The 24,758-nt window shown below is 65.5% G+C and carries 20 protein-coding genes; 10 read left to right on the forward strand and 10 right to left on the reverse strand.

All coding sequences use genetic code 11. From position 1 onward, the window contains the following. Positions 1 to 259: 259 nt before the first annotated feature. The 3 genes from NMQ16_RS02345 to NMQ16_RS02355 all read left to right on the forward strand — a co-directional run bounded on the left by NMQ16_RS02345 (position 260) and on the right by NMQ16_RS02355 (position 5,152). Positions 260 to 1,744 carry a DEAD/DEAH box helicase gene (locus NMQ16_RS02345; RefSeq protein ID WP_257078870.1) on the forward strand — a complete coding sequence of 495 codons (1,485 nt, stop codon included), beginning with the start codon at positions 260 to 262 and terminating at the stop codon, positions 1,742 to 1,744. A gap of 554 nt (positions 1,745 to 2,298) precedes the next feature. After that, complete coding sequence (locus tag NMQ16_RS02350) at positions 2,299 to 4,056, forward strand: PQQ-dependent methanol/ethanol family dehydrogenase (protein WP_257078871.1); 1,758 nt, start codon at positions 2,299 to 2,301, stop codon at positions 4,054 to 4,056. 259 nt (positions 4,057 to 4,315) lie between these two features. Next, on the forward strand, positions 4,316 to 5,152 hold the full coding sequence (locus NMQ16_RS02355) for an ABC transporter substrate-binding protein (protein WP_257078872.1): 837 nt from the start codon (positions 4,316 to 4,318) through the stop codon (positions 5,150 to 5,152). An 83-nt stretch (positions 5,153 to 5,235) separates the two neighbouring features. Here NMQ16_RS02355 and NMQ16_RS02360 read toward each other — a convergent pair whose 3' ends face one another. The 5 genes from NMQ16_RS02360 to NMQ16_RS02380 form a co-directional block, all read right to left on the reverse strand. Further along, positions 5,236 to 5,511, reverse strand: a complete 276-nt coding sequence (locus NMQ16_RS02360) for a cupin domain-containing protein (protein WP_069040748.1) — start codon at positions 5,509 to 5,511, stop codon at positions 5,236 to 5,238. 557 nt (positions 5,512 to 6,068) lie between these two features. Next, on the reverse strand, positions 6,069 to 8,435 hold the full coding sequence (gene pbpC, locus NMQ16_RS02365; protein ID WP_257078873.1) for a penicillin-binding protein 1C: 2,367 nt from the start codon (positions 8,433 to 8,435) through the stop codon (positions 6,069 to 6,071). A 6-nt stretch (positions 8,436 to 8,441) separates the two neighbouring features. Then, positions 8,442 to 8,966: a DUF2007 domain-containing protein gene (locus tag NMQ16_RS02370; RefSeq protein ID WP_257078874.1), complete on the reverse strand. Its 525-nt coding sequence runs from the start codon at positions 8,964 to 8,966 to the stop codon at positions 8,442 to 8,444. Between the two features lie 96 nt (positions 8,967 to 9,062). Continuing rightward, positions 9,063 to 10,130, reverse strand: coding sequence for a hypothetical protein (locus tag NMQ16_RS02375; RefSeq protein ID WP_257078875.1), 1,068 nt, complete (start codon positions 10,128 to 10,130; stop codon positions 9,063 to 9,065). 24 nt (positions 10,131 to 10,154) lie between these two features. Further along, entirely contained in the window at positions 10,155 to 10,364 is a 210-nt protein-coding gene (locus NMQ16_RS02380; RefSeq protein ID WP_257078876.1) for a hypothetical protein, read from the reverse strand. Between the two features lie 161 nt (positions 10,365 to 10,525). Between NMQ16_RS02380 and NMQ16_RS02385 the strand changes: the two genes are divergently transcribed. Beyond that, a complete protein-coding gene (locus NMQ16_RS02385; protein WP_257078877.1) occupies positions 10,526 to 11,080 on the forward strand; it encodes a hypothetical protein in 555 nt (184 codons plus the stop codon). 233 nt (positions 11,081 to 11,313) lie between these two features. On the opposite strand, the gene cfa is transcribed toward NMQ16_RS02385, so the two are convergent. The 5 genes from cfa to NMQ16_RS02410 form a co-directional block, all read right to left on the reverse strand. Further along, positions 11,314 to 12,471 carry a cyclopropane fatty acyl phospholipid synthase gene (cfa, locus tag NMQ16_RS02390; RefSeq protein ID WP_257078878.1) on the reverse strand — a complete coding sequence of 386 codons (1,158 nt, stop codon included), beginning with the start codon at positions 12,469 to 12,471 and terminating at the stop codon, positions 11,314 to 11,316. A 115-nt stretch (positions 12,472 to 12,586) separates the two neighbouring features. Beyond that, on the reverse strand, positions 12,587 to 14,518 hold the full coding sequence (locus NMQ16_RS02395; RefSeq protein ID WP_257078879.1) for an ATP-dependent DNA helicase: 1,932 nt from the start codon (positions 14,516 to 14,518) through the stop codon (positions 12,587 to 12,589). 398 nt (positions 14,519 to 14,916) lie between these two features. Beyond that, the gene (locus NMQ16_RS02400) at positions 14,917 to 15,447 is read right to left on the reverse strand and encodes a hypothetical protein (protein ID WP_257078880.1); all 531 of its coding nucleotides are present in this window, start codon (positions 15,445 to 15,447) and stop codon (positions 14,917 to 14,919) included. A gap of 167 nt (positions 15,448 to 15,614) precedes the next feature. Then, positions 15,615 to 15,983, reverse strand: coding sequence for a hypothetical protein (locus NMQ16_RS02405; RefSeq protein WP_257078881.1), 369 nt, complete (start codon positions 15,981 to 15,983; stop codon positions 15,615 to 15,617). Further along, positions 15,940 to 18,117 carry a bifunctional diguanylate cyclase/phosphodiesterase gene (locus NMQ16_RS02410; protein ID WP_257078882.1) on the reverse strand — a complete coding sequence of 726 codons (2,178 nt, stop codon included), beginning with the start codon at positions 18,115 to 18,117 and terminating at the stop codon, positions 15,940 to 15,942. Before NMQ16_RS02410 ends, NMQ16_RS02405 begins: the two co-directional genes overlap by 44 nt. Before the next feature lie 624 nt (positions 18,118 to 18,741). Between NMQ16_RS02410 and NMQ16_RS02415 the strand changes: the two genes are divergently transcribed. The 6 genes from NMQ16_RS02415 (at position 18,742) to NMQ16_RS02440 (ending at position 24,571) form a co-directional block, all read left to right on the forward strand. Further along, on the forward strand, positions 18,742 to 20,868 hold the full coding sequence (locus NMQ16_RS02415) for a transporter substrate-binding domain-containing protein (protein WP_257078883.1): 2,127 nt from the start codon (positions 18,742 to 18,744) through the stop codon (positions 20,866 to 20,868). A gap of 66 nt (positions 20,869 to 20,934) precedes the next feature. Beyond that, positions 20,935 to 22,632, forward strand: a complete 1,698-nt coding sequence (locus tag NMQ16_RS02420) for an ABC transporter ATP-binding protein/permease (protein WP_257078884.1) — start codon at positions 20,935 to 20,937, stop codon at positions 22,630 to 22,632. A gap of 3 nt (positions 22,633 to 22,635) precedes the next feature. Then, positions 22,636 to 23,475, forward strand: coding sequence for an enoyl-CoA hydratase/isomerase family protein (locus tag NMQ16_RS02425; protein WP_257078885.1), 840 nt, complete (start codon positions 22,636 to 22,638; stop codon positions 23,473 to 23,475). Positions 23,476 to 23,482: 7 nt separating this feature from the next. After that, entirely contained in the window at positions 23,483 to 23,869 is a 387-nt protein-coding gene (locus NMQ16_RS02430) for a DUF488 domain-containing protein (protein ID WP_257078886.1), read from the forward strand. A gap of 90 nt (positions 23,870 to 23,959) precedes the next feature. Then, on the forward strand, positions 23,960 to 24,373 hold the full coding sequence (locus tag NMQ16_RS02435) for a YidB family protein (RefSeq protein ID WP_257078887.1): 414 nt from the start codon (positions 23,960 to 23,962) through the stop codon (positions 24,371 to 24,373). 15 nt (positions 24,374 to 24,388) lie between these two features. Then, positions 24,389 to 24,571 carry a hypothetical protein gene (locus NMQ16_RS02440; protein WP_257078888.1) on the forward strand — a complete coding sequence of 61 codons (183 nt, stop codon included), beginning with the start codon at positions 24,389 to 24,391 and terminating at the stop codon, positions 24,569 to 24,571. The last annotated feature ends 187 nt before the right edge of the window (positions 24,572 to 24,758 follow it).

The raw sequence follows: 24,758 nt of genomic DNA on the forward strand, positions 1-24,758 counted from the left end.
TCACGCGGGGCGAAACCGTGCACTGTGCGATAATGCACGCGCAGTCGCCTCGCCGGTCATGGCGCGGCCCGGAGTTTCCGATCCGGCCGGATTGCCCGGCCAGATCCTCCACTTCTCCCGCCCAGGCGCCTGCGCCCCGGGCTCGATTCCCGCGCCAATCTTACGTTGGCGCGCACTCGCGCCGGGTTTTCCGGAACCGATTTCCCCAGCCTGAACCGGCATGCCAGGCGGAAGTCCTTACACAAAGAGCTTCGCATACATGTCGTTTGAAGAACTCGGGCTCATCCCCGAATTGCTGCGCGCTGTCGCAGACACTGGCTACACCGTGCCGACCCCCATTCAGGCCCAGGCCATTCCCATCGTGCTGGCGGGCCGTGACGTCATGGGCGGCGCCCAGACCGGTACCGGCAAGACCGCCAGTTTCACGCTGCCACTGCTGCAGCGCCTTGCCCCGCACGCCAGCAGCTCGCCATCGCCCGCCCGCCACCCGGTACGCGCGCTGATCGTCTGCCCGACGCGCGAACTGGCGATGCAGGTGCACGAAAGCGTGCGCACCTACTCGAAGCACCTGCCGCTGCGCTCGGTGTGCATCTACGGCGGCGTGGACATGAAGGCGCAGGTGAAGGAGTTGCGCGAAGGCCGCGAGATCGTCGTCGCCACGCCGGGTCGCCTGCTCGATCATGTCGAAGGCAAGAGCATCGCGCTCGGGCAGGTGCAGATGCTGGTGCTGGACGAAGCCGACCGCATGCTGGACATGGGTTTCATCCCGGACATCAAGCGCATCCTTGCGCTGCTGCCCGCACAGCGGCAGAGCCTGCTGTTCTCGGCCACCTTCTCGGAAGAGATCAAGAAGCTTGCGCAGGCCATGTTGCGAGACCCGCAACTGATCGAAGTCGCGCGCCGCAATGCCACGGCCGAAACCGTCACGCACAAGGTGCATGCCTGCGCGACCGACGACAAGCGTGCGCTGCTGACGCACCTGCTGACTCAGCCCGACTACGTGTCGCGTCAGGCGCTGGTGTTCGTCAACACGAAATTCGGCGCCAGCCGGCTCGCCGTACACCTGATCCGTCAGGGTGTGGCGGCGGACGCCATCCACGGCGACAAGAGCCAGCAGCAGCGCACCGAGGCGCTGGAAGCGTTCAAGAGCGGTGCTGTGCGCGTACTGGTTGCGACCGATGTCGCGGCGCGCGGTCTCGACATCGAGGACCTGCCCTTCGTCATCAATTTCGAGTTGCCGCACAACGCGGAAGATTATGTACATCGGATCGGCCGCACCGGGCGCGCCGGGCGCAGCGGCGAAGCCATTTCGCTGATGGCGCCGGAAGAGCGCGGTCGCGTGGCCGACATCGAAAAGCTGATCCGCAAGGAAATCGAGCCGGCGACGCCGGAAGGCTTCGACCCCGGCCGCGCCCGGCAGCGCGAAGCGCGCGAATCGGGTCCGCGCGAGGGACGTGGTGGCGAGCGCCCGCGGGAGCGCCCCGTCAGCAGCGGTGATCGGCCGGAACGGCCCGAAGGCGCAGTCCGCCGCGGCCGGTCGTCGCCCGGCGACACCGGGCGTGCGCCGCGCAGTTCGCGTTCATCGGCCAGTCAGGTTGCGGCAGACGGTTTCGACTTCAGCAAGCCTTACGAATCACTGCCTTCCGGTGATGGCCCGACCGCAACGGCCGATGGCACCGCAGGCGGCGCTCGGCGTGGCAAGCGACAGGTTGCCGCATTGCTGGGCGGCAACGGCAAGCGCTGAACACCGGGGCCGCCTTGCCCCGGCAAACCAACGAGTACGCAAGCCGGAAGAATTCATTCGACGAATACTTCGTCGGGATGGCGTTTGCGCCGCGCACAGCGCTGACGCGCCGTGGGCAGCGGTGACCGAACCCCGGATAAAACGGGGCGTCACCCGGCTCACGCCGGGACATACACTCTGGCGGACGTTCGATATCTGTACGAACGATTTGTAAAAATCGGTTGAAATCCGGACGGGTCAGCCGCTTGTGCGACCGTGACCGGACGTTGTCCGGCGCGAACGCAACCGTCCGCCTCGTTTCGTTACCCACGCCGCATCTGCACCCCGCCAGAAGACCTACCCGCCGCAGGGCCTTTATCCGCGCGCCTCAGGGAAGGCATCACTTCTTCAGCGCTTTGCCACGCCTGCCGGAAAGGCCACCCATCGGGGGAGTCCGAGCCGGACTTTTGGCGCAAACCCGATAAATGGCATGCGTTTTGCAACACTTGGGCGTCGCTCGTTGCGACGAAAAATCCGACAGTCAGACGACTGATCCAAATTCGAGGAGACCATCCATGAAAAGAACTGCTCTTGCAGCGCTCGCCCTCACTGCCTGCGCGCACAGCACCCTTGCGTATGCCGGTGTGACGGATGCCGACATCGTGAACGACGCCAAGACCACCGGTAACGTTCTTTCGTGGGGCATGGGAACCGAAGGCCAGCGTTTCAGCCCGCTCAAGCAGATCACTCCGAAGAACGTGAAGCGCCTGGTGCCTGCCTGGTCGTACTCGTACGGCGGCGAGAAGCAGCGCGGTCAGGAAGCGCAACCGCTGGTCATCGATGGCAAGATGTTCATCACCGCCTCGTACTCACGCGTATTCGCGCTCGATGCCAAGACCGGCAAACGCCTGTGGACCTACGAACACCGCCTGCCCGAAGGCATCATGCCCTGCTGCGACGTGATCAACCGCGGCGCTGCGGCGTTCGACAACCTGATCATCTACGCAACGCTCGATGCACAGCTCATAGCACTCGACCAGAGCACCGGCAAGGTCGTGTGGAAGGAAAAGATCGACGACTACCAGGCCGGCTATTCGTCCTCGGCAGCGCCCATCATCGCCGGCGGTCTGCTGCTGACCGGCGTATCCGGCGGCGAGTTCGGCATCATCGGCCGCGTCGAGGCACGTGACCCGAAGACCGGCAAGATGGTGTGGATGCGCCCGACCATCGAAGGTCACATGGGCTACAGGTACGACGCCGACGGCAACAAGACCGAAGCCGGCATCAGCGGCACGACCAATGCGACGTGGCCTGGCGACCTGTGGAAGGTCGGCGGCGCGGCTACGTGGCTCGGCGGCACCTACGACGCGAAGACCGGCCTCGCCTATTTCGGCACCGGCAACCCGGCGCCGTGGAACAGCCACCTGCGTCCCGGCGACAACCTGTACTCGTGCTCCACCGTTGCGATCGACGTCAAGACCGGCGAGATCAAGTGGCACTTCCAGAGCACGCCGAACGACGGCTGGGACTACGACGGCGTAAACGAATTCGTCACCTTCGACATGGGTGGCAAGCGTATGGGCGGCAAGGCCGACCGCAACGGCTTCTTCTATGTGCTGGATGCCAACACCGGCAAGTTCGAGCGCGGCTTCCCGTTCGTGAAGGCGTTGAACTGGGCCAAGGGCCTGGATGAGAACGGTCGGCCGATCTATGACCCGGCAAACCGTCCGGGTGACCCGACCGCCAGTGGCGATGGCAAGAAGGGCAATGCCGTTTTCGCCACACCATCCTTCCTCGGCGGCAAGAACCAGATGCCGATGGCCTACAGCCCGGACACCGGTCTCTTCTACGTGCCGTCCAATGAATGGGGCATGGAAATCTGGAACGAGCCGATCACCTACAAGAAGGGTGCGGCCTACCTGGGTGCCGGCTTCACGATCAAGACGCTTGACGCCAAGGACATCGGCGGCGACTACATCGGCGCGCTGCGTGCCGTCGATCCGAAGACCGGCAAGATCGTGTGGGAAGTACGCAACAACGCTCCGCTGTGGGGCGGCGCGATGGTGACCCGCGGCGGTCTGGTGTTCTGGGGCACGCCCGAGGGTTACCTGAAGGCGGCCGACGCCAAGACCGGCAAGGAAGTGTGGTCCTTCCAGGTCGGCACCGGCATCGTCGCCCCCCCGATCACCTGGGACCAGGACGGCGAACAGTACGTTGCCGTGACGGCCGGCTGGGGCGGCGCAGTGCCGCTGTGGGGCGGTGACGTGGCCAAGAAAGTTGCGTACCTGAACCAGGGTGGCTCGATGTGGGTGTTCAAGCTGCTGAAGGATTGATCAAGAAGATCTGAAGACTCCTCCTTGCGCCCCGTTGTTGGGGCGACCGTAACCGGCGCCTTCTGGCGCCGGTTTTTTCTTTCCTGTCCGGTTTGTCGGCGCGCCTGCTGACCTGGCTGCCCGACAGAGCACTCCGTGCAACGTCCGCTGACGCCTGAGGGCGGCAAACCGGTTGTTGCAACCGATATCGGTCCGCCGTGCAAAAATGCGGGCTCGCGGGAAAACATCCCCGCACACACAATACCTCTGGAGACCAGGAATGAAGAACAGATTCACCGCGCTGATGCTGTGCGCCGTCGTGTGGCTGGGCGGCTTCGCCGGCAGCGCATGGGCGCAGGGCCGCGACCTCGACGAAGTTATCAAGAGCGGCCAGATCAAGGTTGCGCTGTACAAGGAGTTCGCCCCGTTCTCCGACATAAGTGCAGGCGGCATTGACGTTGACCTCGCCAAACTGCTGGCCGACCGGCTTGGCGTGAAGCTCGAAATCCTGTGGTTCTCGGCCGATGAAAACATGGACGATGACCTGCGCAACATGGTGTGGCGCGGTACCGTGCTCGGCTACGGCCCGGCCGATGTCATGCTGCATGTGCCCATCGACGCGACCTACACGGCGCGCAACGACAAGGCCATGTTCTTAGCACCGTACTACCGCGAAAAGTTCGCCATCGCCCGCAATGTCGAGAAGATCGACAAGCTCGAATCGCTCGATGTCTTCCGCACCCAGCGCATCGGCGTCGAAGTTGAAACCTACCCTGACACGGTGCTGCTGTCGGCGGACGGCGGCGCCTACCGCAACAACATCGGCCACTACAAATCGGCCGGCGAAGCGCTGGCAGCGATGAAGAACGGCGAAGTCAGTGCCGTGATGGGCATGCAGAGCGAGATGGAAGCAGGCATTGCCGGTACCAGCGGCTACGCGATTGGCGACGTGCCGCTGCCGCTGGTCAATCGCCGTCAGTGGGTCATCGGCCTCGCGGTGAAGGCAGGCAACGAAAAGCTGGCCCAGTCGCTGCAGGCCGCGATGAACAGCATTGCCGAAAAGGGCGAACTGAAGGACATCTTCAAGCGCCACGGCGTCGAGTACCGCGCACCCTGATGCCCCTGCGTCGACCGACAGAAAAAAGCCCCGGATTTCCGGGGCTTTTTTTGTTCAACCTGCTGTCGGGTTGAAGTCCTGGCTCAGCTGTGCTTGTAGTGCTTGCGCAAGGGCTTCACCACTTCCCACATCGACTTCATGCCTTTCGGGAACACCACGAAGTCGCCGGCCTTGATCACCACCTTTTCGCCGCCCTGCGGCGTGACATGGATTTCGCCCTCGAGCAGATAGGCGCTTTCGGTCATGCCGAAATCGAGCGGAAACTTCGATACTTCCTTTTCCCAGATTTCCCAGCTCGACACGCCGAGTTGCTTGAGCTTGTCTTCCGACGGGTTGTGTTCAACGATGATTTGAGACATGGTCATTCCCGGGTTGGTGATTGAAATAACAGCAAAAAAGACACGAGCGAAACTCAGGGAAATTGAGTTTTCCGGACAATCCGTGGCCCGCCTGAATGGATATAGCCGGACGCCGCGTGATCGGTACGCGACGCATCGTCACCACCGCTGCCGCACGTGTCAAGGCAGCCCCGGGCCGGATCGCAGAAACGAACCACATCGCTACGGCGCAACAGGGCATCCCATGCGCGAATTCCCGCGAACGGAACAGGTCGGGACTTCATTCCGCCGATCGCGCAGCGCAACGACAATCGACCTGCCTGGCGCGGACAACGTTCGCAAGCTGGCCGACGGTGGGAGCTGTTCCTGTGGGAGCTGTTCCTGTGGGAGCTGTTCCTGTGGGAGCTGTTCCTGTGGGAGCTGTTCCTGTGGGAGCTGTTCCTGTGGGAGCGGCGGCCTCGCCGCGATACGCACGCTGCACAACGATGGCCGCGGCACGATCGCGACGAGGCCGCCGCTCCCACAGGGGGCTGCACCGATCGCGGCGAGGCGGCCGGTGCCTCTCACGGCACCGGGGGTCAGCGCAAGGCTCGGGCATCGGCCGCCGGATCGAGCACGAACCTCACGCTGTGATGGCGTCCCTCGCCGTCCATCACGGTCAGCCGGTGTTCGCCGGGGTCGTCGAGCAGCAGTTTGCCACCGCCATTCGGCATCACCCTTCGTCCATCGAGCAGCCAATACACCGTGCCGTGCACACCGCGTACCGCAAGCTGCAACGACACATGGCGCTGATTTGGCGCGGGGCGCAGGCGCAAGCCATCGGTGAGGCCGACGATACGCAGCGTGGCGGCCGGTGCAGTATCGGCCGGCGCGCAGCCCGGTTGCCAGTCGGGCAGGCGCTGGTCGGCCGGCTGCCAGCCTGCGAGCCACGGTTGCAACAGCACCGGCCAGCGGGCGAACTCCTGCATTTGCCCATTGCCACAGCCCGACACCGTGCGCAGACCGCTGGTCGGATCGATCCACGCTGTCTGCCGCAGGCTGCTGCCGTCGATACGATCGGGTCGCGTCGGCGGTACGGCACCGGCGAGTGACCAGGCGCTGCGACGGCGATGGCACAGTGGCGCCAGCATGTCGGCGGCCGCAGTGCCCAGCGGCCAGCAAATGTCGATCGACTGCACCGACGCGGGCCGGTCGCGCGAAACAGGCGCTGCGCGCGGCAGCGCAGCGGCGATGTCCTTCAGCAGCGGCGCGGCTGCATTGGCACCGAAGAAGCCGGGATTGGGCGTACCGTCGGGTCGGCCTATCCATACGCCCAATGCATGGCGGCCGGCCACGCCGACCGCCCACGCGTCGCGAAAGCCGAAGCTGGTGCCGGTTTTCCAGGCCAGCGGCGCATCGCCACCGCCTTCGATGAAGGGGCGATCCGGGTGACCGCCGCCTTCCAGAATGTCACGCACGATCCACGCTGCGCCCTCACTCATCAGGCGCGATTCGACGCGCGGTGCATCCGGTGTGAGGCGAGGCGTGCCGGCGAGGCCGCCGGCAGCCAGCGCGCGGTAGGCGCCGACCAGTTCTTCCAGCGTGACTCCGGCGCCGCCCAGGATGAGGCTCAGGTTGGGCTGCTCTCCGGTCGCGATGCGCAGCTTGATGCCGCCCGTGGCGAGCCGCGCGGCGAAGCGCGACGGCGTGATCTGGTCCAGCAGGTCGACTGCCGGCACATTGAGAGAGCGCTGCAGCGCTTCGGCGGCGCTGACCGGCCCCGAAAAATCAGCCTGGAAATTACCCGGCTGATAGCCGCCGAAGGCCTGCGGCGCATCGATCAGCAGGCTTTCGGAGTGAATGAGGCCATCATCCAGCGCCATCGCATACAGGAAGGGCTTCAAAGTCGAGCCGGGCGAGCGCACGCCACGCACCATGTCAACGTGGGCGCTTCGCCCCGCATCGCTGAAATCGGCCGAGCCGGCATAGGCGCGCACCTCCAGTGTGTCGACATCCATCACCAGCGCTGCGATCGACACCTTCGGCGGCAGCACCGAGGCGCGGTCGGCCAGCAGGCGCTCGACCGTGGCCTGCAGTTCGCGGTCCAGCGTGCTGGCGACGCGGGTCAGGCCGCGTCGGTCCGACCGGCGCACCTGCCCGCGCAGACGTTCGGCCGCCAGCGGCGCCAGCCATCCGCCCTGCAGGCGCTGTGCGATGACCGGTTCGATGCGCGCGTCGGCCACCAGCTCGGGTGTCCAGATGCCGAAGCTGGCCAGCCGGGTCAGCACGCGATCGCGCGCGACCTGCGCCACCTGCGGCGCGCGGTCCGGACGCAGGCGGCTGGGCGCACGCGGCAGGGTGGCAAGCAGCGCCGCTTCGGCATGGCTGAGATCTCGCGAGGGCTTGCCCAGGTAGGCGCGACTGGCCATCTCGACGCCTTCGACGATGCCACCCATTGGCGCATGATTCAGATACAGCGTGAGGATGTCGTCCTTTGACAGCCGCCATTCGAGCTGCAGCGCGCGCGCCATCTGGCGCAGCTTGCCGCGCGGCGTGCGCGGCATGGGTTCGAGAATGCGCGCGACCTGCATGGTGAGCGTGGAGCCGCCGGACACGATGCGCCCGCTGTCCGCCCACTGCCAAGCGGCACGCGCCAGCGCGGCCGGATTGACGCCCGGATGCCAGCGGAACCAGCGGTCTTCATAGCCCAGTAACGCCTCGACATAGCGAGGCGACACGTCGGCCAGCGTGACCGGATAGCGCCACGCGCCATCCGCACCCGGCCAGGCGCGCAGCGGGCTACCGTCGCGCGCCAGCACGATGAGACCGTCGTCCCGGCCGGGCAGCGGCGGCGGAAACAGGCAATCGAGCAGCCACAGCGCGCCGAAAAACAGCAATGCAACAAGGAGGACGCGACTGAACAGGCGCCCGCTGCGTGGCGCCGCCGGATCGCTGACAGCCGGCACGGACACTCAGCGCAAGCGCAGCGCGGCGCCGTTTCCAGGCGTAGGCGGCGGTGCCGGGTGGTGCATGTCGGCGTCTGTAGCAAGCCCGTCGATGCAACCATCGATATCGACAACGTCGACCACCTCGATCGCCTCGACCGCGCGCGCATACAGCCAGCAGGCGGTGGCGACCACGGCCACGGCGATCCACATGCCGAAAGGGTTGCGGCCGTCGCGCCGTCGCTGCGGGGGTGGGGGTGGCTGCCGATGCACGGACTGCTCGCCAGCGGGTGACGCCTCGTCCCGGGCCGAAGGACGTGGCACGTCCGGGATGTCGCTGATCGGATTGGCTTCCCAGCGTTCGATGACTGCCCGCCCCGCGCCAAAGTGGTGATCATCCACCATCAGCCGGATCAGGCCCGCAGCCGGCAGTTCTCCCATGCCGCCCTGCAGGAACTCACCGTGGATCACCGCGGGCACGCCTTCCTGTGCCAGCAGATCCCTCAGCAGATGGGCTTCCACAAGGCTGGCCGCTTCGTAAAGGGTTTTCATCGTGATCGGTGCACAGAGGATGAATGAAATGAAGGGTACATCACCGCCGCGGGCAGATCATGTTGCAGCGCTCACAGCGCGTCCGCAGAGCGGTCATCAAGGATCCGGCCTCACATACTGCGCGCTCAAGCCGCGGTCGGTCGCGGTGAGGTCGATCGAGATCCGCAATGAACTCACTGCGTCGTCCGAAGACGTCCATGTCAGGTGATCACCGCCGAGCACGCAGTCATGTGCGCGATCGAGGCTTGCCGGCAGCGCGCGGAAATAGCCGCTGGCGCCCGCCTGATTGCTGACGGTGACGAGGTCGCGCGGCAAGGGCGCCGGCAGATCGACACCGCCGCCGCTACGCCAGCGCGGCACGAAGTCCGCCGCCGGCGGCAGCACGACCGGACCGGCAGGCTGGAACTCGGTCAGCGCGGCACCGGAGGCGTCACGCCAGTGCAGCCTGAGCCGCGGCAGCGCGGTGCCTGGCCGCCATGCGAAATGCAGATCTGCGCCGTTGCGGCACATGTAGGCATGCATCTGTGTCGCGGTGTCCGCCCAGTGACCGCCCGACATCGCTTCGACGCGCTCGACCGTCACACCCGCCGGCGCCCGCAGCGATTGAACGAGGAGGTCACCGGTGCCGCCGCCGACGGCAGCCAGCCGGAAGCGGACCACCGGCCGCACGTCATGCGGCAGCGGCCGCTGATCGGTTGCGGCCACGCGGGCGCCGTCGATCAGGCGAACCAGATGGAAGTAAGGCATCTGCAGCGCGCTGACGATGCCGACCGGCAGCAACAGCATCAGCAGACCGCTGACCGCCAGCCATGCACTTTCACCGCGACCCAGCCGCGGTGAGGCGAGCCACCCGGCCAGCCCGTGCAGACCGAACCACATCAGTGGCGCCAGCGTGAACAGTGCGACGTAGAACACCGCCAGGCTTTCCATGCCAGACACTGCGCGCGCGGCGAACAGTACGGCGGCCACGGTCAGGGCGAGGATGGGCAAGGAACACAGGCGCACGAACAGCGCTCCGCCGCCCTTGCCACGCGCCCGGAACATGCGCTGTTCGATCACGATCAGTACGCCGACGGCGATCAGCAGCGCCAGCAGCACGCCGCCCCAGAAGATCAGACCGAAGGTACCGAGCGTATCGGGGAAGCGCGCGAGGGAGGCGAACATGGCGCGTGCTCGGTGCGACAGCCTTCAGCGGACGCGCCGCACATTCAGGCCCGGCGAGGCAAGGTCCTGGAAACTGGTGGTCAGCACCTCGGCCAGCCGGTCTTCGGCCAGCCCGCGCGGGAAGGACACGTCATAGTCACGATGACGCATGCCGGGGCCCAGCCGGTAGGCGACCCACGCCCCCGACTCCTCGCAAACTTCGACCTCGAATCGTCCGTAGACTTCGAAAACCATGTGCGTAACCCGTAGATTGACGCCTGAAAATCCGGATACCCCGTCCAGGGAGGACCGGATGCGTGGCCGCAGACCAGAAAGCGGTTCTCGTGGCGACATCATTCACGAGAAATCGGGCCCCGACCGTGATGCAGCGCGGGCGGAGCGCTCCACGCGAATAAATGTTTGCTTCGCCGTGCCAACCTGCTCACCGACTGCTCAAGCCGGATCGTTGCGCAGTCGTAAAAGCGGACAGGATGCCGTCGGCTGCAAGTCTGTGTCACCGGCTGACTGGTTCCGCGACTGCGTACAAGGATAACGCCAACATGACGAGCGACAAGGCCACCGAACAAACCTATGTTGCGCTTCTGCAAAACTGGATCGCAAGTCTGCGCAAGCGCTTCAAACTCAGCCCGTCGTGGACGGCCGCAATCGACAGGCTGGAGCGCCGTCTGGCCGAGCGCCCGCAATCGGTCACCGCACTCGATGTGGGCCGCCTGTTCCAGCCGCTCGAAAAGCATCGCGCCGTGACCGAGCAGACCCCCGGGGCGGACCGCGCGCTGCAATACCTGATCGAGTCGGGCCGCCTGGGCGCGATCGACAAGGCATCGGACGAGCTCTATGCGTGGTTCCGCAAACACTACCTGTGGGCTACCGGCAGCATGTCGATCAACGTCAGCGAGTTGAACACCCACACCTCGGACGAAGCGATCCGCCAGTACTTCAATGCAGGTTGAACCTCAGAAGCTCAGTTGATCGACGCCGTGGGCAGGGTTGGCAGGGTGTGCGGCAAAGCGCGAGGACGCTGCAGTATGTCTCTCTGCACGGACGGGCCATTCGGCCCTGCGCATGGCGGCGAAGCGCCCTCACGCGGAGGGTGAGGGCCGGGCGAAGCAGGAAACTCGCAAGCGCACGCTCCCCCATCAGCATTTCCAGCGATCAACCGAGGTTTTCAGGTCGAAGCGCCGCATCAGCTGATGCGACGATAGCCGCCGGGCACACCGGCTGGCGACAACACCCATTGCCAGAGCTGGATGTCGCGTGCGCGGAACGCACCGGCACACGACAGCAGGTAATAGCGCCACATGCGGCGAAAGCGCTCGCCGAGCCCGTCGGCCCATTGCGGCAAGGCGGCTTCGAAATTGGCATGCCAGGCCATCAGCGTGCGGTCGTAGTCGGCACCGAAGTTGTGCAGATCTTCCACCACGAACAGGTCATCGAGTGCATGGCCGATCTGGCCGACCGCGGGCAGGTCGCCGTTGGGGAAGATGTAGCGGTCTATCCAGGGGTCGGTGGCGCCACGCTGCGTGTTCTTGCCTATCGTGTGCAACAGCAGCAGGCCGTCCGGATGCAGGCAGCGCCGCGCCACCTGCATGAAGGTACGGAAGTTCTTGCGCCCGACATGCTCGAACATGCCGATGCTGGCCACCCGGTCGAACGCTTCATCGACTTCGCGGTAGTCCTGCAGCCGGAATTCCACCGGCAGGCCGGCGTAGCGTGCGCGCGCCCACTCCACCTGTTCGCGCGACACGGTCACGCCGACACATTCCACCCCGTAGTGCTCGGCCGCGTAGCCGATCAGGCTGCCCCAGCCGCAGCCGATATCGAGCAGACGCATGCCTGGTTGGAGCTTGAGCTTGCGGCACACCAGATCGAGTTTGGCATCCTGCGCAGCCGCGAGGTCATCGGCGTCCTTCCAGTAGGCGCAGGTATAGGTCATGCGCGGGTCGAGCATGGCCGCGTAGAAATCGTTGCCCAGATCGTAGTGACGCTCGCCGACCTGCCAGGCGCGGCGCCGCGTCTGGCGGTTGAACAGGTGCGCGCTGAGCGCGTGCATGACGATGCGCGCCGGCTGCACGCGCTCGCCCAGACGTGCCCGCAGCAGCCGGGCGAAGAATTCGTCGAGACGGTCGGCGTCCCATTCGCCATCCATGTAGCTTTCGCCCAACCCGAGGCTGCCCTGCGCGAGCAGGCGCGCCGGCAGGTCGGGCGAATGAATGCGCATGTCCCACGGTTCCGGTCCGTCCACTTCGATGCCGGCCTGGGCGAGCAGCCCGGACAGCACGCGGAATTTCGACGAATGGGCGACGTCCTGCGGCGGCCCCCTGAAAAGTGCTTCGCGCAGCATGGCGACACCTCCCGGACTTCGAATCACGATTCCAGACCGGATTCAGGCTAGCGCGCGGCGCTTGGCGCGGATCGGGAAATCCGCGCCATCGCCGCTCAGGAAAATCTCGAAATGTTCAGCCGCCCAGGCTTTCGAGAAACTGCACCGCCACGTCTTCGCTGCGCGTGCGGCGCATCGGCGGCAGGCTGCGCCAGATGGTCTTGCCGTAGTGCTTGTCGATCAGGCGCGGGTCGCATACCACAAGCACACCGTGGTCGTGCTCGTCGCGGATCAACCGGCCGGCGCCCTGCTTCATGCTGATCACGGCATGCGGCAACTGGTAATCCATGAAGGCGTTGCGGCCTTCGCGCTTCATGTGTTCGATGCGCGCCGACAGCACCGGGTCGTCCGGCGGTGCGAACGGCAGCTTGTCGATGATGACCAGCTGCAGCGCGTCGCCGCGCACATCCACACCTTCCCAGAAGCTCTGGCTGGCGACCAGCACCGCGTTGCCGGCTGCGCGGTGCCGCTCGAGCAGCTCGCTGCGCGTGGCCTGACCCTGCATCAGCAGCGGGCGCTCAGGATCGTAGGCCGACAGCTTGTCCTCGATCAGTTCGTGGATGCGCTTCATCGCGCGCAGCGAGGTGCACAGCACGAACACGCCGCCGCGGCAGGCCTTGATCAGCGGCCAGGCGGTACGTGCCACTGCTTCGGCGTAGGTGGGCGCCGACGGCTCCGGCATGTTTTCGGGCGCATACAGCAGCGCCTGCTCGCCGTAGTTGAAGGGGCTGCCCCATAGCGCCGTCTCGGCGCCGGCGAGGCCCAGTTCGCCGCAGTAATGCCCGAAATCGCCGCCGACCGCCAGCGTGGCCGACGTGAATATCCACGCCCGCGGGTTGTCTTCCATCTGGCGCCGGAAAATGTCGGCCACCGACAGCGGCGTGGCGTTCAGCGCGAGCGCCTGCGTATACACCTCGGCCCAGCGCACGCGGTCGGGCTGGTCAGGCTTCTGCCAGCGTTCGATGCGCGCCACCAGATCGAGCGAGCGCTGCCAGCACTTTTCCAGCCCCTCGCTGCGCCCGGCCTGGGTTTCGAGCACGCCGGCCAGCTCGCGCAAGGCGTCCAGCACGGTGGCCAGCGCCGGCGCGAACGCGGCTCGCTCGTCGATCTGCGCCGCCGACAGCCGCACATTCTCTTCGCGGAACACCAGTCGCAGATCGCGCGCCGTCTTGGCCATGCGCTCGGCGGCTTCCGGCAATTGTTTGAAATCCTTGGCGTTGATGACCGCCTCGGCACGCGTGTCGCGCGCCAGTTCCAGCAGCTGCGAAGTCGATACCGACTCGCCGAAGAACAGGCTGGCGGTTTCCGCCAGCTGATGCGCTTCGTCGAACACCACCGCATTGCAGGCCGGCAGCAGTTCGGCCACGCCCTCGTCACGCAGCATCAGGTCGGCGAAGAACAGGTGGTGATTGACCACCACCACGTCCGCCTCCATCGCTTCCCGCCGCGCCGCGGTCACGAAGCACTCCTTCGCGTTCGGGCAGTCCTGGCCGAGGCAATTGTCGCGCGTCGAAGTGGCCATCTGCCAGGCGCCCGACTCTTCCGGCACCTCGGTGCACTGCGCCTTGTCGCCGCTGCTCGTCACCTTGGCCCAGCGCGCGATGGCCTGCAGATGCCCGGCCTCTTCGCGCGAGCCGAGCCTGCCGTCGTGCAGTGACCGTTCGAGGTGGTAGTGGCACAGATAGTTGGCGCGCCCCTTCAGCAGCGCGATGGTCACCGGCACGCCGAGCGCGCCGCGCACCGTCGGCAGGTCGCGCTGGAACAGCTGGTCCTGCAGCGTCTTGGTGCCGGTCGACACGATCACCTTGGTGCCGGACAGCAGCGCCGGCACGAGATAGGCGTAGGTCTTGCCCGTCCCGGTACCCGCCTCGACCACCAGCACGCCGCGCTGTTCGATCGCCGCCGCCACCCGCTCGGCCATTTCCGTCTGCTGCGCGCGCGGAGTGAAACCTTCGATCACCCGGGCTAGCGGACCGTCGACAGCAAAGGTGGTGGGAATGTCGGACACGAAGAGGTGATCGGAAGGAGGTTGCCCGAAGTGTACAGCACGCCCCGGCGCTGACCTGCATGGCGGGGCAGATTTCTCGCCCGGAAATTCCGTTTGGCATATTCAGGCACCACTCGACTCGATGATAAGACGATGATCGACTGTGCCCCAATCAGCCCACTGCATCCTTCAAGCGCAACTTCATCGCAGGGTTGCGGGGTCATCTTCTCGATCCCCTCGGCATGGAACCGACGCTGAATCGCCCTCATCCACCGGGCGATTTGTGGCTTGGGAATCAAGCCTTCTCATCGAGATCGAAAGCAAGGTCGTCCACGGCGCCACCGCAGGACCCGGTCAGGCCGGATTGTCGTGATTGGCGCCATTGCGTGCGTCGCCAACCCGACACGGACGCGGACTGTTCAGAGTCGTTTCAGCCCTTCTCCGAAAGTAATGACTTCGTAGACCTGAGCGTACTTGAGCGCAGCGTCGACGATGGTATCGACCTTTTCGGCCGTATCCATCTTCTTCATTCTCGTCTTGTCGAGATACAGGAAATCGATCAGCTCGTTGTAGACCGAGGTGTCGTCGATCGGCAGCACATAGACCGATACGCCGTCGAACTCGATCTGGTAGCGCGATGCGCGATCGAGGTCGGACACATAGATGAAGTACTTGCCGCCCGCCTTGATGGTGTGACCCAGAGCCGCGATCAATGCAGGCAGTGCTTTGAAGGACGGCAGCGAACCAGCGAGAAACGAAAGGGTTGCTTCGCCGTTGTCCGCTGCGGCAATCGTCTCCTTGAGCGATACGAGCGGTTCGGTCGTCAGGGTGATTTCACCGCGGAAGCCGAAACGGCCGGGAAGGTGCGTGGGCCCTTTGAGTGCAGGCTTCTGCAGGCGACTTTCAGCTTCAAGACGCTGAAACGCAAGAGATTCGGTGGTAGCAGTCATGTTGTGTCCTGTTGATCCCGTCGGCGGGCTGGAGTGCCATTGCGAGGAAGTTCTTTCGGGGGCGAAAGCGGTGGAAGGACAAAGGAGCCTGCCTCGATAAACATGTTCGAGCAGGTCTCCAGGCAAAGGAGCGCGACTGGTCCTGCATTGCGCAAGACGCGATGGAATCAGCGGTTGATCGACGTGATGCGGACAGGATTGCCCGGACCTGCCGTCGCCATGTGCGGCACTCCCTCAACACGGACGAAGCACTTATCGAGCCATGCAGACCAGGCCGCCAGTTCGCAGTGCCGCATGTCCGGCGCCACCGCCCGCGGGCCACACTGATGTTCCTTCAAGTGGCGTGCGTAGTTGTACAGATCGCGGCGATTGAACCAGAGCAATAGCAGACCGTTGGTTTCGGGGAAGCCGCTGTACGACGATGCCGTGCCCTGTCGTTTCCCGTGCGGCGTCGCGGGGAAGCAGGCGACGGGTCGGCCGGGCAGTCGATCGCTAATGCGCAGCGGTTGAGCTGCTGAGCGGCTGGCGTCGCCCACTGGCGAGCACCGCGCTCGCGTCGGCAGCCGGCAGCGGACGGCTGAACAGGTAGCCCTGCATGACCTGGCAGCGATGTTCCTGCAGGAAGGCAAGCTGCGGCATCGTTTCGACGCCCTCGGCGACGACTTCCATGCGCAGCGCGTGGGCCATGGCGAGGATGGACGCGCAGATTGCGGCATCGTCCGGGTCGTCGGAAATGTCGCGCACGAAGGAGCGGTCGATCTTGATCACGTCCAGCGGAAAGCGCTTCAGGTAGGCAAGGCTGGAATAACCGGTACCGAAGTCGTCGACCGCGATCGAGACGCCCATATCCTTGATCTGGCGCAGCACGCGCACCGACTTTCCAGCGTCCTGCATGAGCAGTGATTCGGTGATTTCGACTTCCAGATTGCCCGGACCGAGGCCGCTGTCCCGCAGCGCAGTCGTGACCGTTTCCACCAGGTCGCTGCCGGCAAACTGGCGGGCTGACAGGTTTACCGCCATGCGCAGGTGCGGGCCGAATTCGTTGACCCAAATGCGCGCCTGGGTACAGGCCTGGCGCAATACCCAGGTACCTATCGGCACGATGAGGCCGGTCTCTTCGGCCAGCGGTATGAATTCCAGCGGCGACAGCAGGCCGCGGCTCGGGTGGCGCCAGCGCACCAGCGCCTCGAAGCCGGCGATGCGTCCGTCTTGCGTCAGATCGACTTTCGGCTGGTAGTGCAGTTCGAATTCGTCATTGGCCAGCGCGGCGCGCAGCTCGCGCTCCAGTTCGAGCCGGTTGTTGGCCGCGCCCCCCTCTTCCGGGTTGTAGAAGCGCAGCGTATTGCGCCCTTCCTTCTTCGCCCGGTACATCGCGAGGTCGGCGTGCTTCAGCAACGTACCCGCGTCGTCGCCGTCGGTCGGATACAGCGCCACGCCCATGCTGGCGGTGCAGTAGATCGGATGACCGAGCAGTTCGACCGGCGGCTCGATGGCGCGCATCAGGTTGCGGCATACCATTTCGGCGTCGGCAGCGCAGTGCAGGTCGGGCAGCACGATGACGAACTCATCGCCGCCCTGGCGGGCCAGCGTGTCGCTCGCGCGCAGGGCGAGCGACAGGCGCTCGGTGATCTGGCGCAGCAGTTCGTCGCCGGCGTCGTGACCCATGCTGTCGTTGATCACCTTGAAACGGTCGATGTCGACGAACAGCACGGCCAGCATGGTTTCGCCGTCGGCCTGGCGGATCAGCGCCCGGTTGAGGCGGTCGCTCAGCATGGCGCGGTTGGGCAGGCCGGTCAGGGCATCGAAGTTGGCCGCCTGATAAAGCTTGGCTTCGCTGAACTTGTGCTCGGTCACGTCGCGGGCAATGCCGTCCACACGCACGCGCGTACCGGATTCGTTGCACACCACGCGCGCGCGGTCGTGTATCCAGCGCACCTCGCCATCGGGTCGCACGATACGGTACTCGCTCGCCAGACTGCCGACCTTCGACACTTCCTTCAGCGAATGGCGCATGCGCTCGCGGTCGTCCGGGTGCACCATGTCGAGCCAGTCGATGCGGCCGTCGAGGAATGCCTCCGCCGGTACGCCGTAGATATTGACTGCGGCCGGATTGAGATAGACCAGTCGCTGCGTTCTGAGCTCGATCGACCAGATGATGTCTTCCAGCGTGGCGAGGATGCTCTGCAGGCGCAGTTCGCTCTCGCGCAGCACGGCAGTCGCCGCCAGCTGCTCGCGTCGCGCTGCCGCCTTCTTCAACTCCCGATCGATGACAGGCGGCAGGCGTTGCAGGTTCTTCTTCAGCAGGTAATCCTGCGCGCCGGCCCGCATCGCCTCGACTGCGATGTCTTCGCCGATGCCGCCCGACACGATGATCAGCGGCAGGTCGGGGTCAAAGCGCTTGACGATATTCAGCGCGTCCAGGCCATTGAAGGTCGGCAGCAGGTAGTCGCTGATGACAATGTCCCACCCCCCTTGCACCAGCGCATCGCGCAGCGCGCCCGGCGTGTCGACGCACAACGACGTGACGTCGTAGCCACCGGCCCTCAGGCGGACGAGCAGCACGCACAGGTCAACCGGATTGTCTTCGACGATCAGCGCGCGCAGGGCGACCTTGACCGCAGGAGAGGCTGATTGCTCGCGAGCTGCCATGTCGCTGGGGGTGTCCTGCATTGGGTGTGGTCTCCTCGATGTCCTCATGTGCCGATCGGGACGTGGTTGAATATCGGCCGCAACGCGGGCTCACTTGAGAAGCACGCTGCTCCAGGCCACTTCGGCGCGCGTTGATCAGCGAGTCGACACGCAAGGACACACGGCCGTCAGCGTCACGTCGGTGGCGATGAGGCATCAGCGCCATCCCGATGAACACCATGCCGGAGTGTTCGGGTATCGACCGGCTTTCAGGCTCTGCATCGGGACGATGTCTGACATCAGCACGAGCCTTTGCACCCGTCATGACCTTGAATACCATTCGCGTGCGAAGCGGATCCGGCCGAACCGTCATGACCCACTGCCCCGCTTTCACCAGCGAGCGCATCCGGCTCGTGCGTGCGGCCGGCTGGCTGCGCCAACCCTGCAGTTCTGCCAGCGCCGCAGAAAAACTTATAATGCATTTCTTATTCAGAGGCCATTGCTGCCGCGGACTGCAGTGACGGACGCGCACGCGCGACGCCGCTGGGTAAATTTCTTGTAATCTTGCACCCTGCAGGGTGTCCGGGCCACAACGCGAACAAGTCCGCAGCCGCTGCAGCCCACTTGATTCAAGCGATGACGCACCGGTTCCGCCCGAAGCACTCGATGAAGATTTGCCTGCCGGCGTCAAGTCTGCGCAGCAGCGGCCTTTTCCATTTCGCATTGCGCCCGCTGCTTGTCGTGGCGCTCTGTTTCGGAACCTGCAGTGCGACATTCGCCGACACGCTGCGCTACGGTGGCGACCGCGACTTCCAGCCCTTCGAGTTCATCGACGAGAACGGCCAGCCACAAGGTTTCCAGATCGAACTGGTCGCCGAACTGGCGCGCATTGCCGGGCTCGATATCGTCCTGCGGCTGGACGACTGGTCAGCCATCGAGGCCGATTTCCGGGCCGGCCGACTGGATCTGATTGCAATGTCGCGCACGCGCAGCCGCGAGCAGTGGGCAGCGTTTGCCACCGCGCATGCCACGCCCGCCATGTCCATCTATCACCGTCGCAACACCGATACACCGGTTTCGATGGCCGACCTGGCACGCGGCACGATTGCCGTGCCCGACAGCGAACCGATGCGCGATACCCGGGCCAACTTCTTCCCCGGCGAGCAGTACCGCTTCCTGAACGTTTCCGATCACGCGGCCGCGCTCGCGGCATTGCGCGACGGCGCAGCCGAGTTCGCACTGATGCCGCGCGCCTATGGCGACAAGCTGCTCGCGAGCGGTCAGTACGACGTGGTGATGGCGAGTGACTTCACGCTGCGGCTGCAGGACTACGGCTTCGCGGTGGCGCCGGAGAATGAGGCGCTGCGCGAGGTGTTGAATGATGCGCTGAAGGTACTCGAACGCTCCGGCCAGCTCGACGCAATGCGCATGAAGTGGCTCAGCAGCCATCGCGCGGCAGCCGATCTAAGCATGCTCGAGGCGCGTGTGGTCACCCAGCGCATGGACCTGATGCTGCTCGGCGCAGGGGCGGCTGTCTTACTGGGCTGGCTGGCGCTGCGGCTGCGCCGCCGTGTGGAGCAGATCGCGCGCGAACGCATCCGTCGCGCCGAAGCGGAACAGGCGCTGCAGCGGGCCGAAGACCGGCTGGCATGTGCCTTCACCCATCATCCCGACGCCATGCTGATCAGCGAGTACCTCAGCGGCCGCGTGCTTGATGTCAATGACGCACTGTGCAGGCTGGCGGGCGCCGAGGCGGACACGCTCATCGGCCAGCCGATCGACGCGCTGCCGGCGCTCGTCGATCCGGATGGACTGCGCGCCCTGCGCGAACTGATGCGTGCAGACGGCGAAGTGAGCAGCACGCCGGTGCGCCTGCGCAGCGCCGACGGCGACCTGCGCGCCTGTCTGGTGTCATCCGAGGAATTTCAATCGGACGGCGTACGCGCGGTGTTTTCCATCATCCGCGACGTCACCGACCTGCTGCGCGACAGCGATGCACTGCGTGCCGCCTACGATGCGCTGACCGAATCGGCGCACCGGCAGGCCGAAGCGCTGGGTCAGGCCCGGGTGGCGCTGGCCGGCACCCAAAGTGAGATGCAAGCACTGACCGCCTCGATCTCGCACGACCTGCGCGGGCCGCTGCGCATCATCCGCGGTTTCTCCCGCATGCTGCGTGACGATCTGCAGGCCGGCAACTTCGACAAGGTGCTGCGGCATGCCGAACGCATCGAGAATGTCGCGCGTCGCATGGACGACATCGTCGAAGCGCTGACCCGGCTAGCCGGCGCCTCCCGGCACCCGCTCGAACCGGTACGCATCGACATGGCGGCCAGCGCGGCCAGCGCGTGGGCGCTGCTGACCGATATGGGCGAGACCGGAAGCACCACACTGCGCATCGGCGAGCTGCCATTCGCCACCGGCGACGAAGCGATGCTGGCCCAGGTATGGCAGAACCTGCTCGGCAACGCCTGCAAATACTCGGCGAAGACGGAGGATCCGCGCGTGGCCATCGACGCCTTCGTCGAGGACGGACGTCAGTGGTACCGGGTGACCGACAACGGCGCCGGATTCGACATGGCTTACGCACGGCATCTGTTCGAGCCCTTCCGCCGTCTGCATCTGGCAAGCGAATACGCCGGTTCCGGCGTCGGGCTGAGCATCGTGCAGCGCATCGTTCGCCTCCATGGCGGTGACATCCGGGCACGCGGCAGCGTCGGCGTCGGTGCGGTATTCGAATTCACGCTGGAGCAGCCCGCCATCGAAACCGGAGGTCCGGCTGCGCCAACAGGCTGAGTCGCACACATCGCGCGCGCTCCCCGCTGTTGCCCGCCTCCATTCATTGCCCGGGGTCATGTCCTCATGATCGATATCCTGAAACACACCTTCCGTCTCGCAGTCCCCTTCTGGCGCATGTCGCCCGGGCGTCACCGGTACTGGCTGCTCGCGCTGATCCTGATCGCACTGGTGGCCGCCAGCACGGGGCTCAACGTGTGGCTGAACGAGCTGCAGAAGGACTTCTACGATGCGCTGCAGAAGCTCGATGCACCGGGCTTCAACCGCAGCATCACACTTTTTTTCGGCGCCGTTGCCATTCTGGTGGCGGTCACAACGCTGCTCGGCTACCTCGAACAGGCCCTGGAAATCCGCTGGCGGCGCAGCCTGACCGATTCCATGATGCGGCGCTGGTTGCAGGACGACACCTTCTACCGCATGGAACGCGACACGCAGTGCGACAACCCGGACCAGCGGCTGTCGCAGGACATCAGCGAATACGTGAAGCTGATGATCAGTCTCGGCCTCGGTTTCATCGCCAATCTGGGCACGCTCGGGTCGATGGGCTGGATCCTGTGGCAGAGCGCCGGACCGATGACTTTCGATGTCGGCGGCGCGGCGGTGACCATTCCCGGTTACCTGTTCTGGCTGGCCATCGGCTGGGGCATATTGCAGACCGTGGTGACACATGTTGCCGGCCACCGCCTGGCCAGCCTCACCGTGGCGCAACAGACCTGCGAGGCCGATTTCCGCTTTGCGCTGGGCAGGGTGCGCGATTCGGCAGAGCAGATCGCGCTGTACCGCGGCCAAGCGGTCGAGCAGACGCGGCTGCAGCAGCTGTTCGGCGAAATCCGCCGCAACTGGGCACTGCTGATGCGGCACAACGTCTATCTGAACCTGACCACCACGACGTTTTCGGTCATCGCGGTGCTGGTGCCCATCATCGCCGTATCGCCCAAGGTGCTCACCGGTGAGCTGTCGCTGGGCACGCTGATGCAGGACATCGCCGCCTTCGCCGCCACGACCTCGGCGGTAGCCTGGTTCGCGCTGTCCTACCGCGACCTGTTCCAGCTGTCGGCGCGGGTGCGTCGTCTGACGACCATGGAGGCGGTCATGGCGCAACGACCTGCCGGGGGCATCGCACTCGAACGCGAGCCAGCCAGTCGGACGATCACCGGCGAGTCGGTCGAGCTCGGCCTGCCGTCGGGACGCCTGCTGTCGGCCATCCGCGCGTTCGCCTTCGCGCCCGGCGAACGATGGCTGGTACGCGGACCTTCGGGTGTCGGCAAGAGCACGCTGCTGCGCGCCATCGCCGGGCTGTGGCCCTTCGGCAGCGGACGCATCACGCTGCCGGACGCGGCGCGCATCATGTTCATGCCGCAGAAGAACTATCTGGCCGACGGTCCGCTGAAAGACACACTGGCCTATCCGGCGTCGACCGACAGCGTCGACCACGCGGCCATGGCTCAGGCACTGATCGACTGTCGCCTGCCCCATCTGGTGGCGCGGCTCGACGAATCGGCGCGCTGGAGCCACCAGCTTTCACCCGGCGAGCAGCAACGGCTGGCGTTTGCCCGGGCGCTGCTGTACCAGCCGGACATCCTGTTCATGGACGAGTCGTCGAGCGCGCTCGACAATGCGACCGAAGCGCAGATGTACCAGCTGATCGTCGAACGCCTGCCAGGCTGTACCGTGGTCAGCGTGGCGCATCGAACCACCCTGGAAGTGTTCCACGACAACTTTCTGAACATCGAGCCGCCGGGCCCGTCCGGCGCAAAGGCCTGACACTTGACTGAACAGATTGAATCCGGCGGCGACGGCCGCATACTGAGCCACTTCGACGGCGGCGTTGCCATCGTGACGATGTCGCGCCCGGCGCGGCGCAACGCCTACAGCACGGCGATGATGCGCGCGCTGCGGCTGGCAGTCGGCGCGGTGCTGTCCGATCCGGCCTGCGAACTGCTCGTGCTGCGCGGCGATGGCGCCACTTTCAGCGCCGGCGGCGACGTGCATGAATTCGCGCAAGGTCTGGCGCTCGAACCGGCAGCGCGGCAGGCGTCGTTCGAGGCGCTGGTCGCTGAACAGGTCAATCCGGTCATCCTTGCGCTGCGCGCGGCGCACCAGCCGGTGATCGCCGCAGTGCGCGGCGACTGTGTCGGCTATGGCCTGTCGCTGATGCTGGCCTCCGACTTCGCCCTGGCCGCCGAAGATGCGCTGTTCAGCACCGCCGGCATCGCGCTGGCCCAGCCGGGGGCTGGCGGGCAGTCCGCCTTCCTGAGCCGCGCGCTGGGCGAACGACGCGCGCGCGAGTTGATGTGGAGCGCGCGCCGCTTCGACGCGCACGAAGCGAAGGCGCTCGGTCTGGTCGAACGCGTCGTGCCGGTAGCCGATTTCGAGGCAGCCCTTGCCGACGAAGTGACCCGTCTCGCCCGCGGCCCGCGCCATGCGTACGCCGAGATCAAGCACCTGCTGAACGCCGCCGCCGACGGCGCAGCAGGTCAGCCGCTGGCCGCTCAGCTGGCGGCCGAGGCGGCAGCCTTCGGGCGCAGCGCAGCCAGCGCCGACTTTGCCGAAGCCGTCCAGGCCTTCGTGGCACGGCGCAGGCCGCAGTTCGGACGGGGCGCATGAAATCGGCATGCCTGTATTCATCGTGAAACTCGGCAGCCCGCGCCTGCCCGGCGAGGGACTGCGGCTGGGCACCGTGCGGCGGCCGCCGCGCGGCGTGCGGACGGCCGAGCTCGCTGCGCGCGATTGGTACGACCTGTGGTTTCCGGTGCTGGCGCCGTCCGCGGACACGCTCAAACAGTGGAAAACCGACCCGTCGCCCGCGCACTGGCCGGCGTTCTCGAAGCGTTACCTCGCCGAAATGGACGCACCGGACGCGCGGCACACCATCGCGCTGCTGGCGGCGCTGTCGCACCGGACCGACTTTTCAGTCGGTTGCTACTGCGCCGACGAGGCGCACTGCCACCGCTCTCTGCTGCGCACGCTGCTGGCCGATGCCGGCGCCCGGATGGGGTGAAGCGGCGGGAACAGTCGCCCGTATCCGTGGTCCGGACGCAGGGCGTTACACTGCGACCCGCATCCTCAACATTGTTTCTGGAGATACACCATGGGTCTGTTCGATTCGATCGCAGGTCAGGTTGCCGGTGCGCTGTCCGGCCAGGGTGACGCACAGGGTTCCGGCCTGCTGCAGCTGTTGATGGGCCTGATCAACAATCCACAGACGGGCGGCCTGCAGGGGCTGATCGCCGCCTTTCAGGAAAAGGGGCTGGGCGACCTGGTGTCGTCCTGGGTCGGCACCGGGCAGAACCTGCCGATTTCGCCCGAACAGCTGCAGTCGGTACTCGGCAGCGGTCAGATCGGCCAGATTGCGCAGCAGCTCGGGCTGTCGTCGCAGGAAGTGTCGGGCCAGCTGAGCGCGCTGCTGCCGCAGGTGATCGACGGCATCACACCGAATGGTCGAATACCGGAAGGTGACGCCATGCAGAACGCCCTCGGCATGCTGAGCGGCCTGCTCAAATAGGGCGGGTGGTCACGCATGTTAAAGCTGATCGGCGTCGCACTCGCGATCTACACGGTGTACGCCTTCGTGAAAGGCGAGGTGTATGCGCGTTCCTTCGTGATGGGCCGCAAGGTCACACGGTTGGAAGATGAAAACTACTTCCTGACCGTCATCGCGATCTACGGGCTGCTGAGCGTCGGGTTGATGACTTTCCTTTGAACCTGAAAACCTCAACGGACCGCTTGAAATGCAGATGGTGGACAGTACTGTTGCGACTTTCCTGCTTCGCCCGGCCAACCGTGCACGTGGCGCCGATCAACTGAAGTTTTCGGGTTGATCGGTGCGCACGGTCGGGTTTTGCCGCCATAACCGACCACGCAGGGCGCCTGCAGCTTGAGTGCTGCGC

This window comes from Methyloversatilis sp. XJ19-49 (assembly GCF_024580145.1).
Taxonomy (GTDB): domain Bacteria; phylum Pseudomonadota; class Gammaproteobacteria; order Burkholderiales; family Rhodocyclaceae; genus Methyloversatilis.

Coding starts and splice junctions, on each gene's coding strand:
- NMQ16_RS02345 (WP_257078870.1), top strand. CDS start 260: ATGTCGTTTGAAGAACTCGGGCTCATCCCCGAATTGCTGCGCGCTGTC.
- NMQ16_RS02350 (WP_257078871.1), top strand. CDS start 2,299: ATGAAAAGAACTGCTCTTGCAGCGCTCGCCCTCACTGCCTGCGCGCAC.
- NMQ16_RS02355 (WP_257078872.1), top strand. CDS start 4,316: ATGAAGAACAGATTCACCGCGCTGATGCTGTGCGCCGTCGTGTGGCTG.
- NMQ16_RS02360 (WP_069040748.1), bottom strand. CDS start 5,511: ATGTCTCAAATCATCGTTGAACACAACCCGTCGGAAGACAAGCTCAAG.
- NMQ16_RS02370 (WP_257078874.1), bottom strand. CDS start 8,966: ATGAAAACCCTTTACGAAGCGGCCAGCCTTGTGGAAGCCCATCTGCTG.
- NMQ16_RS02375 (WP_257078875.1), bottom strand. CDS start 10,130: ATGTTCGCCTCCCTCGCGCGCTTCCCCGATACGCTCGGTACCTTCGGT.
- NMQ16_RS02380 (WP_257078876.1), bottom strand. CDS start 10,364: ATGGTTTTCGAAGTCTACGGACGATTCGAGGTCGAAGTTTGCGAGGAG.
- NMQ16_RS02385 (WP_257078877.1), top strand. CDS start 10,526: ATGTTTGCTTCGCCGTGCCAACCTGCTCACCGACTGCTCAAGCCGGAT.
- cfa (WP_257078878.1), bottom strand. CDS start 12,471: ATGCTGCGCGAAGCACTTTTCAGGGGGCCGCCGCAGGACGTCGCCCAT.
- NMQ16_RS02400 (WP_257078880.1), bottom strand. CDS start 15,447: ATGACTGCTACCACCGAATCTCTTGCGTTTCAGCGTCTTGAAGCTGAA.
- NMQ16_RS02410 (WP_257078882.1), bottom strand. CDS start 18,117: ATGCAGGACACCCCCAGCGACATGGCAGCTCGCGAGCAATCAGCCTCT.
- NMQ16_RS02415 (WP_257078883.1), top strand. CDS start 18,742: ATGAAGATTTGCCTGCCGGCGTCAAGTCTGCGCAGCAGCGGCCTTTTC.
- NMQ16_RS02420 (WP_257078884.1), top strand. CDS start 20,935: ATGATCGATATCCTGAAACACACCTTCCGTCTCGCAGTCCCCTTCTGG.
- NMQ16_RS02430 (WP_257078886.1), top strand. CDS start 23,483: ATGCCTGTATTCATCGTGAAACTCGGCAGCCCGCGCCTGCCCGGCGAG.
- NMQ16_RS02435 (WP_257078887.1), top strand. CDS start 23,960: ATGGGTCTGTTCGATTCGATCGCAGGTCAGGTTGCCGGTGCGCTGTCC.
- NMQ16_RS02440 (WP_257078888.1), top strand. CDS start 24,389: ATGTTAAAGCTGATCGGCGTCGCACTCGCGATCTACACGGTGTACGCC.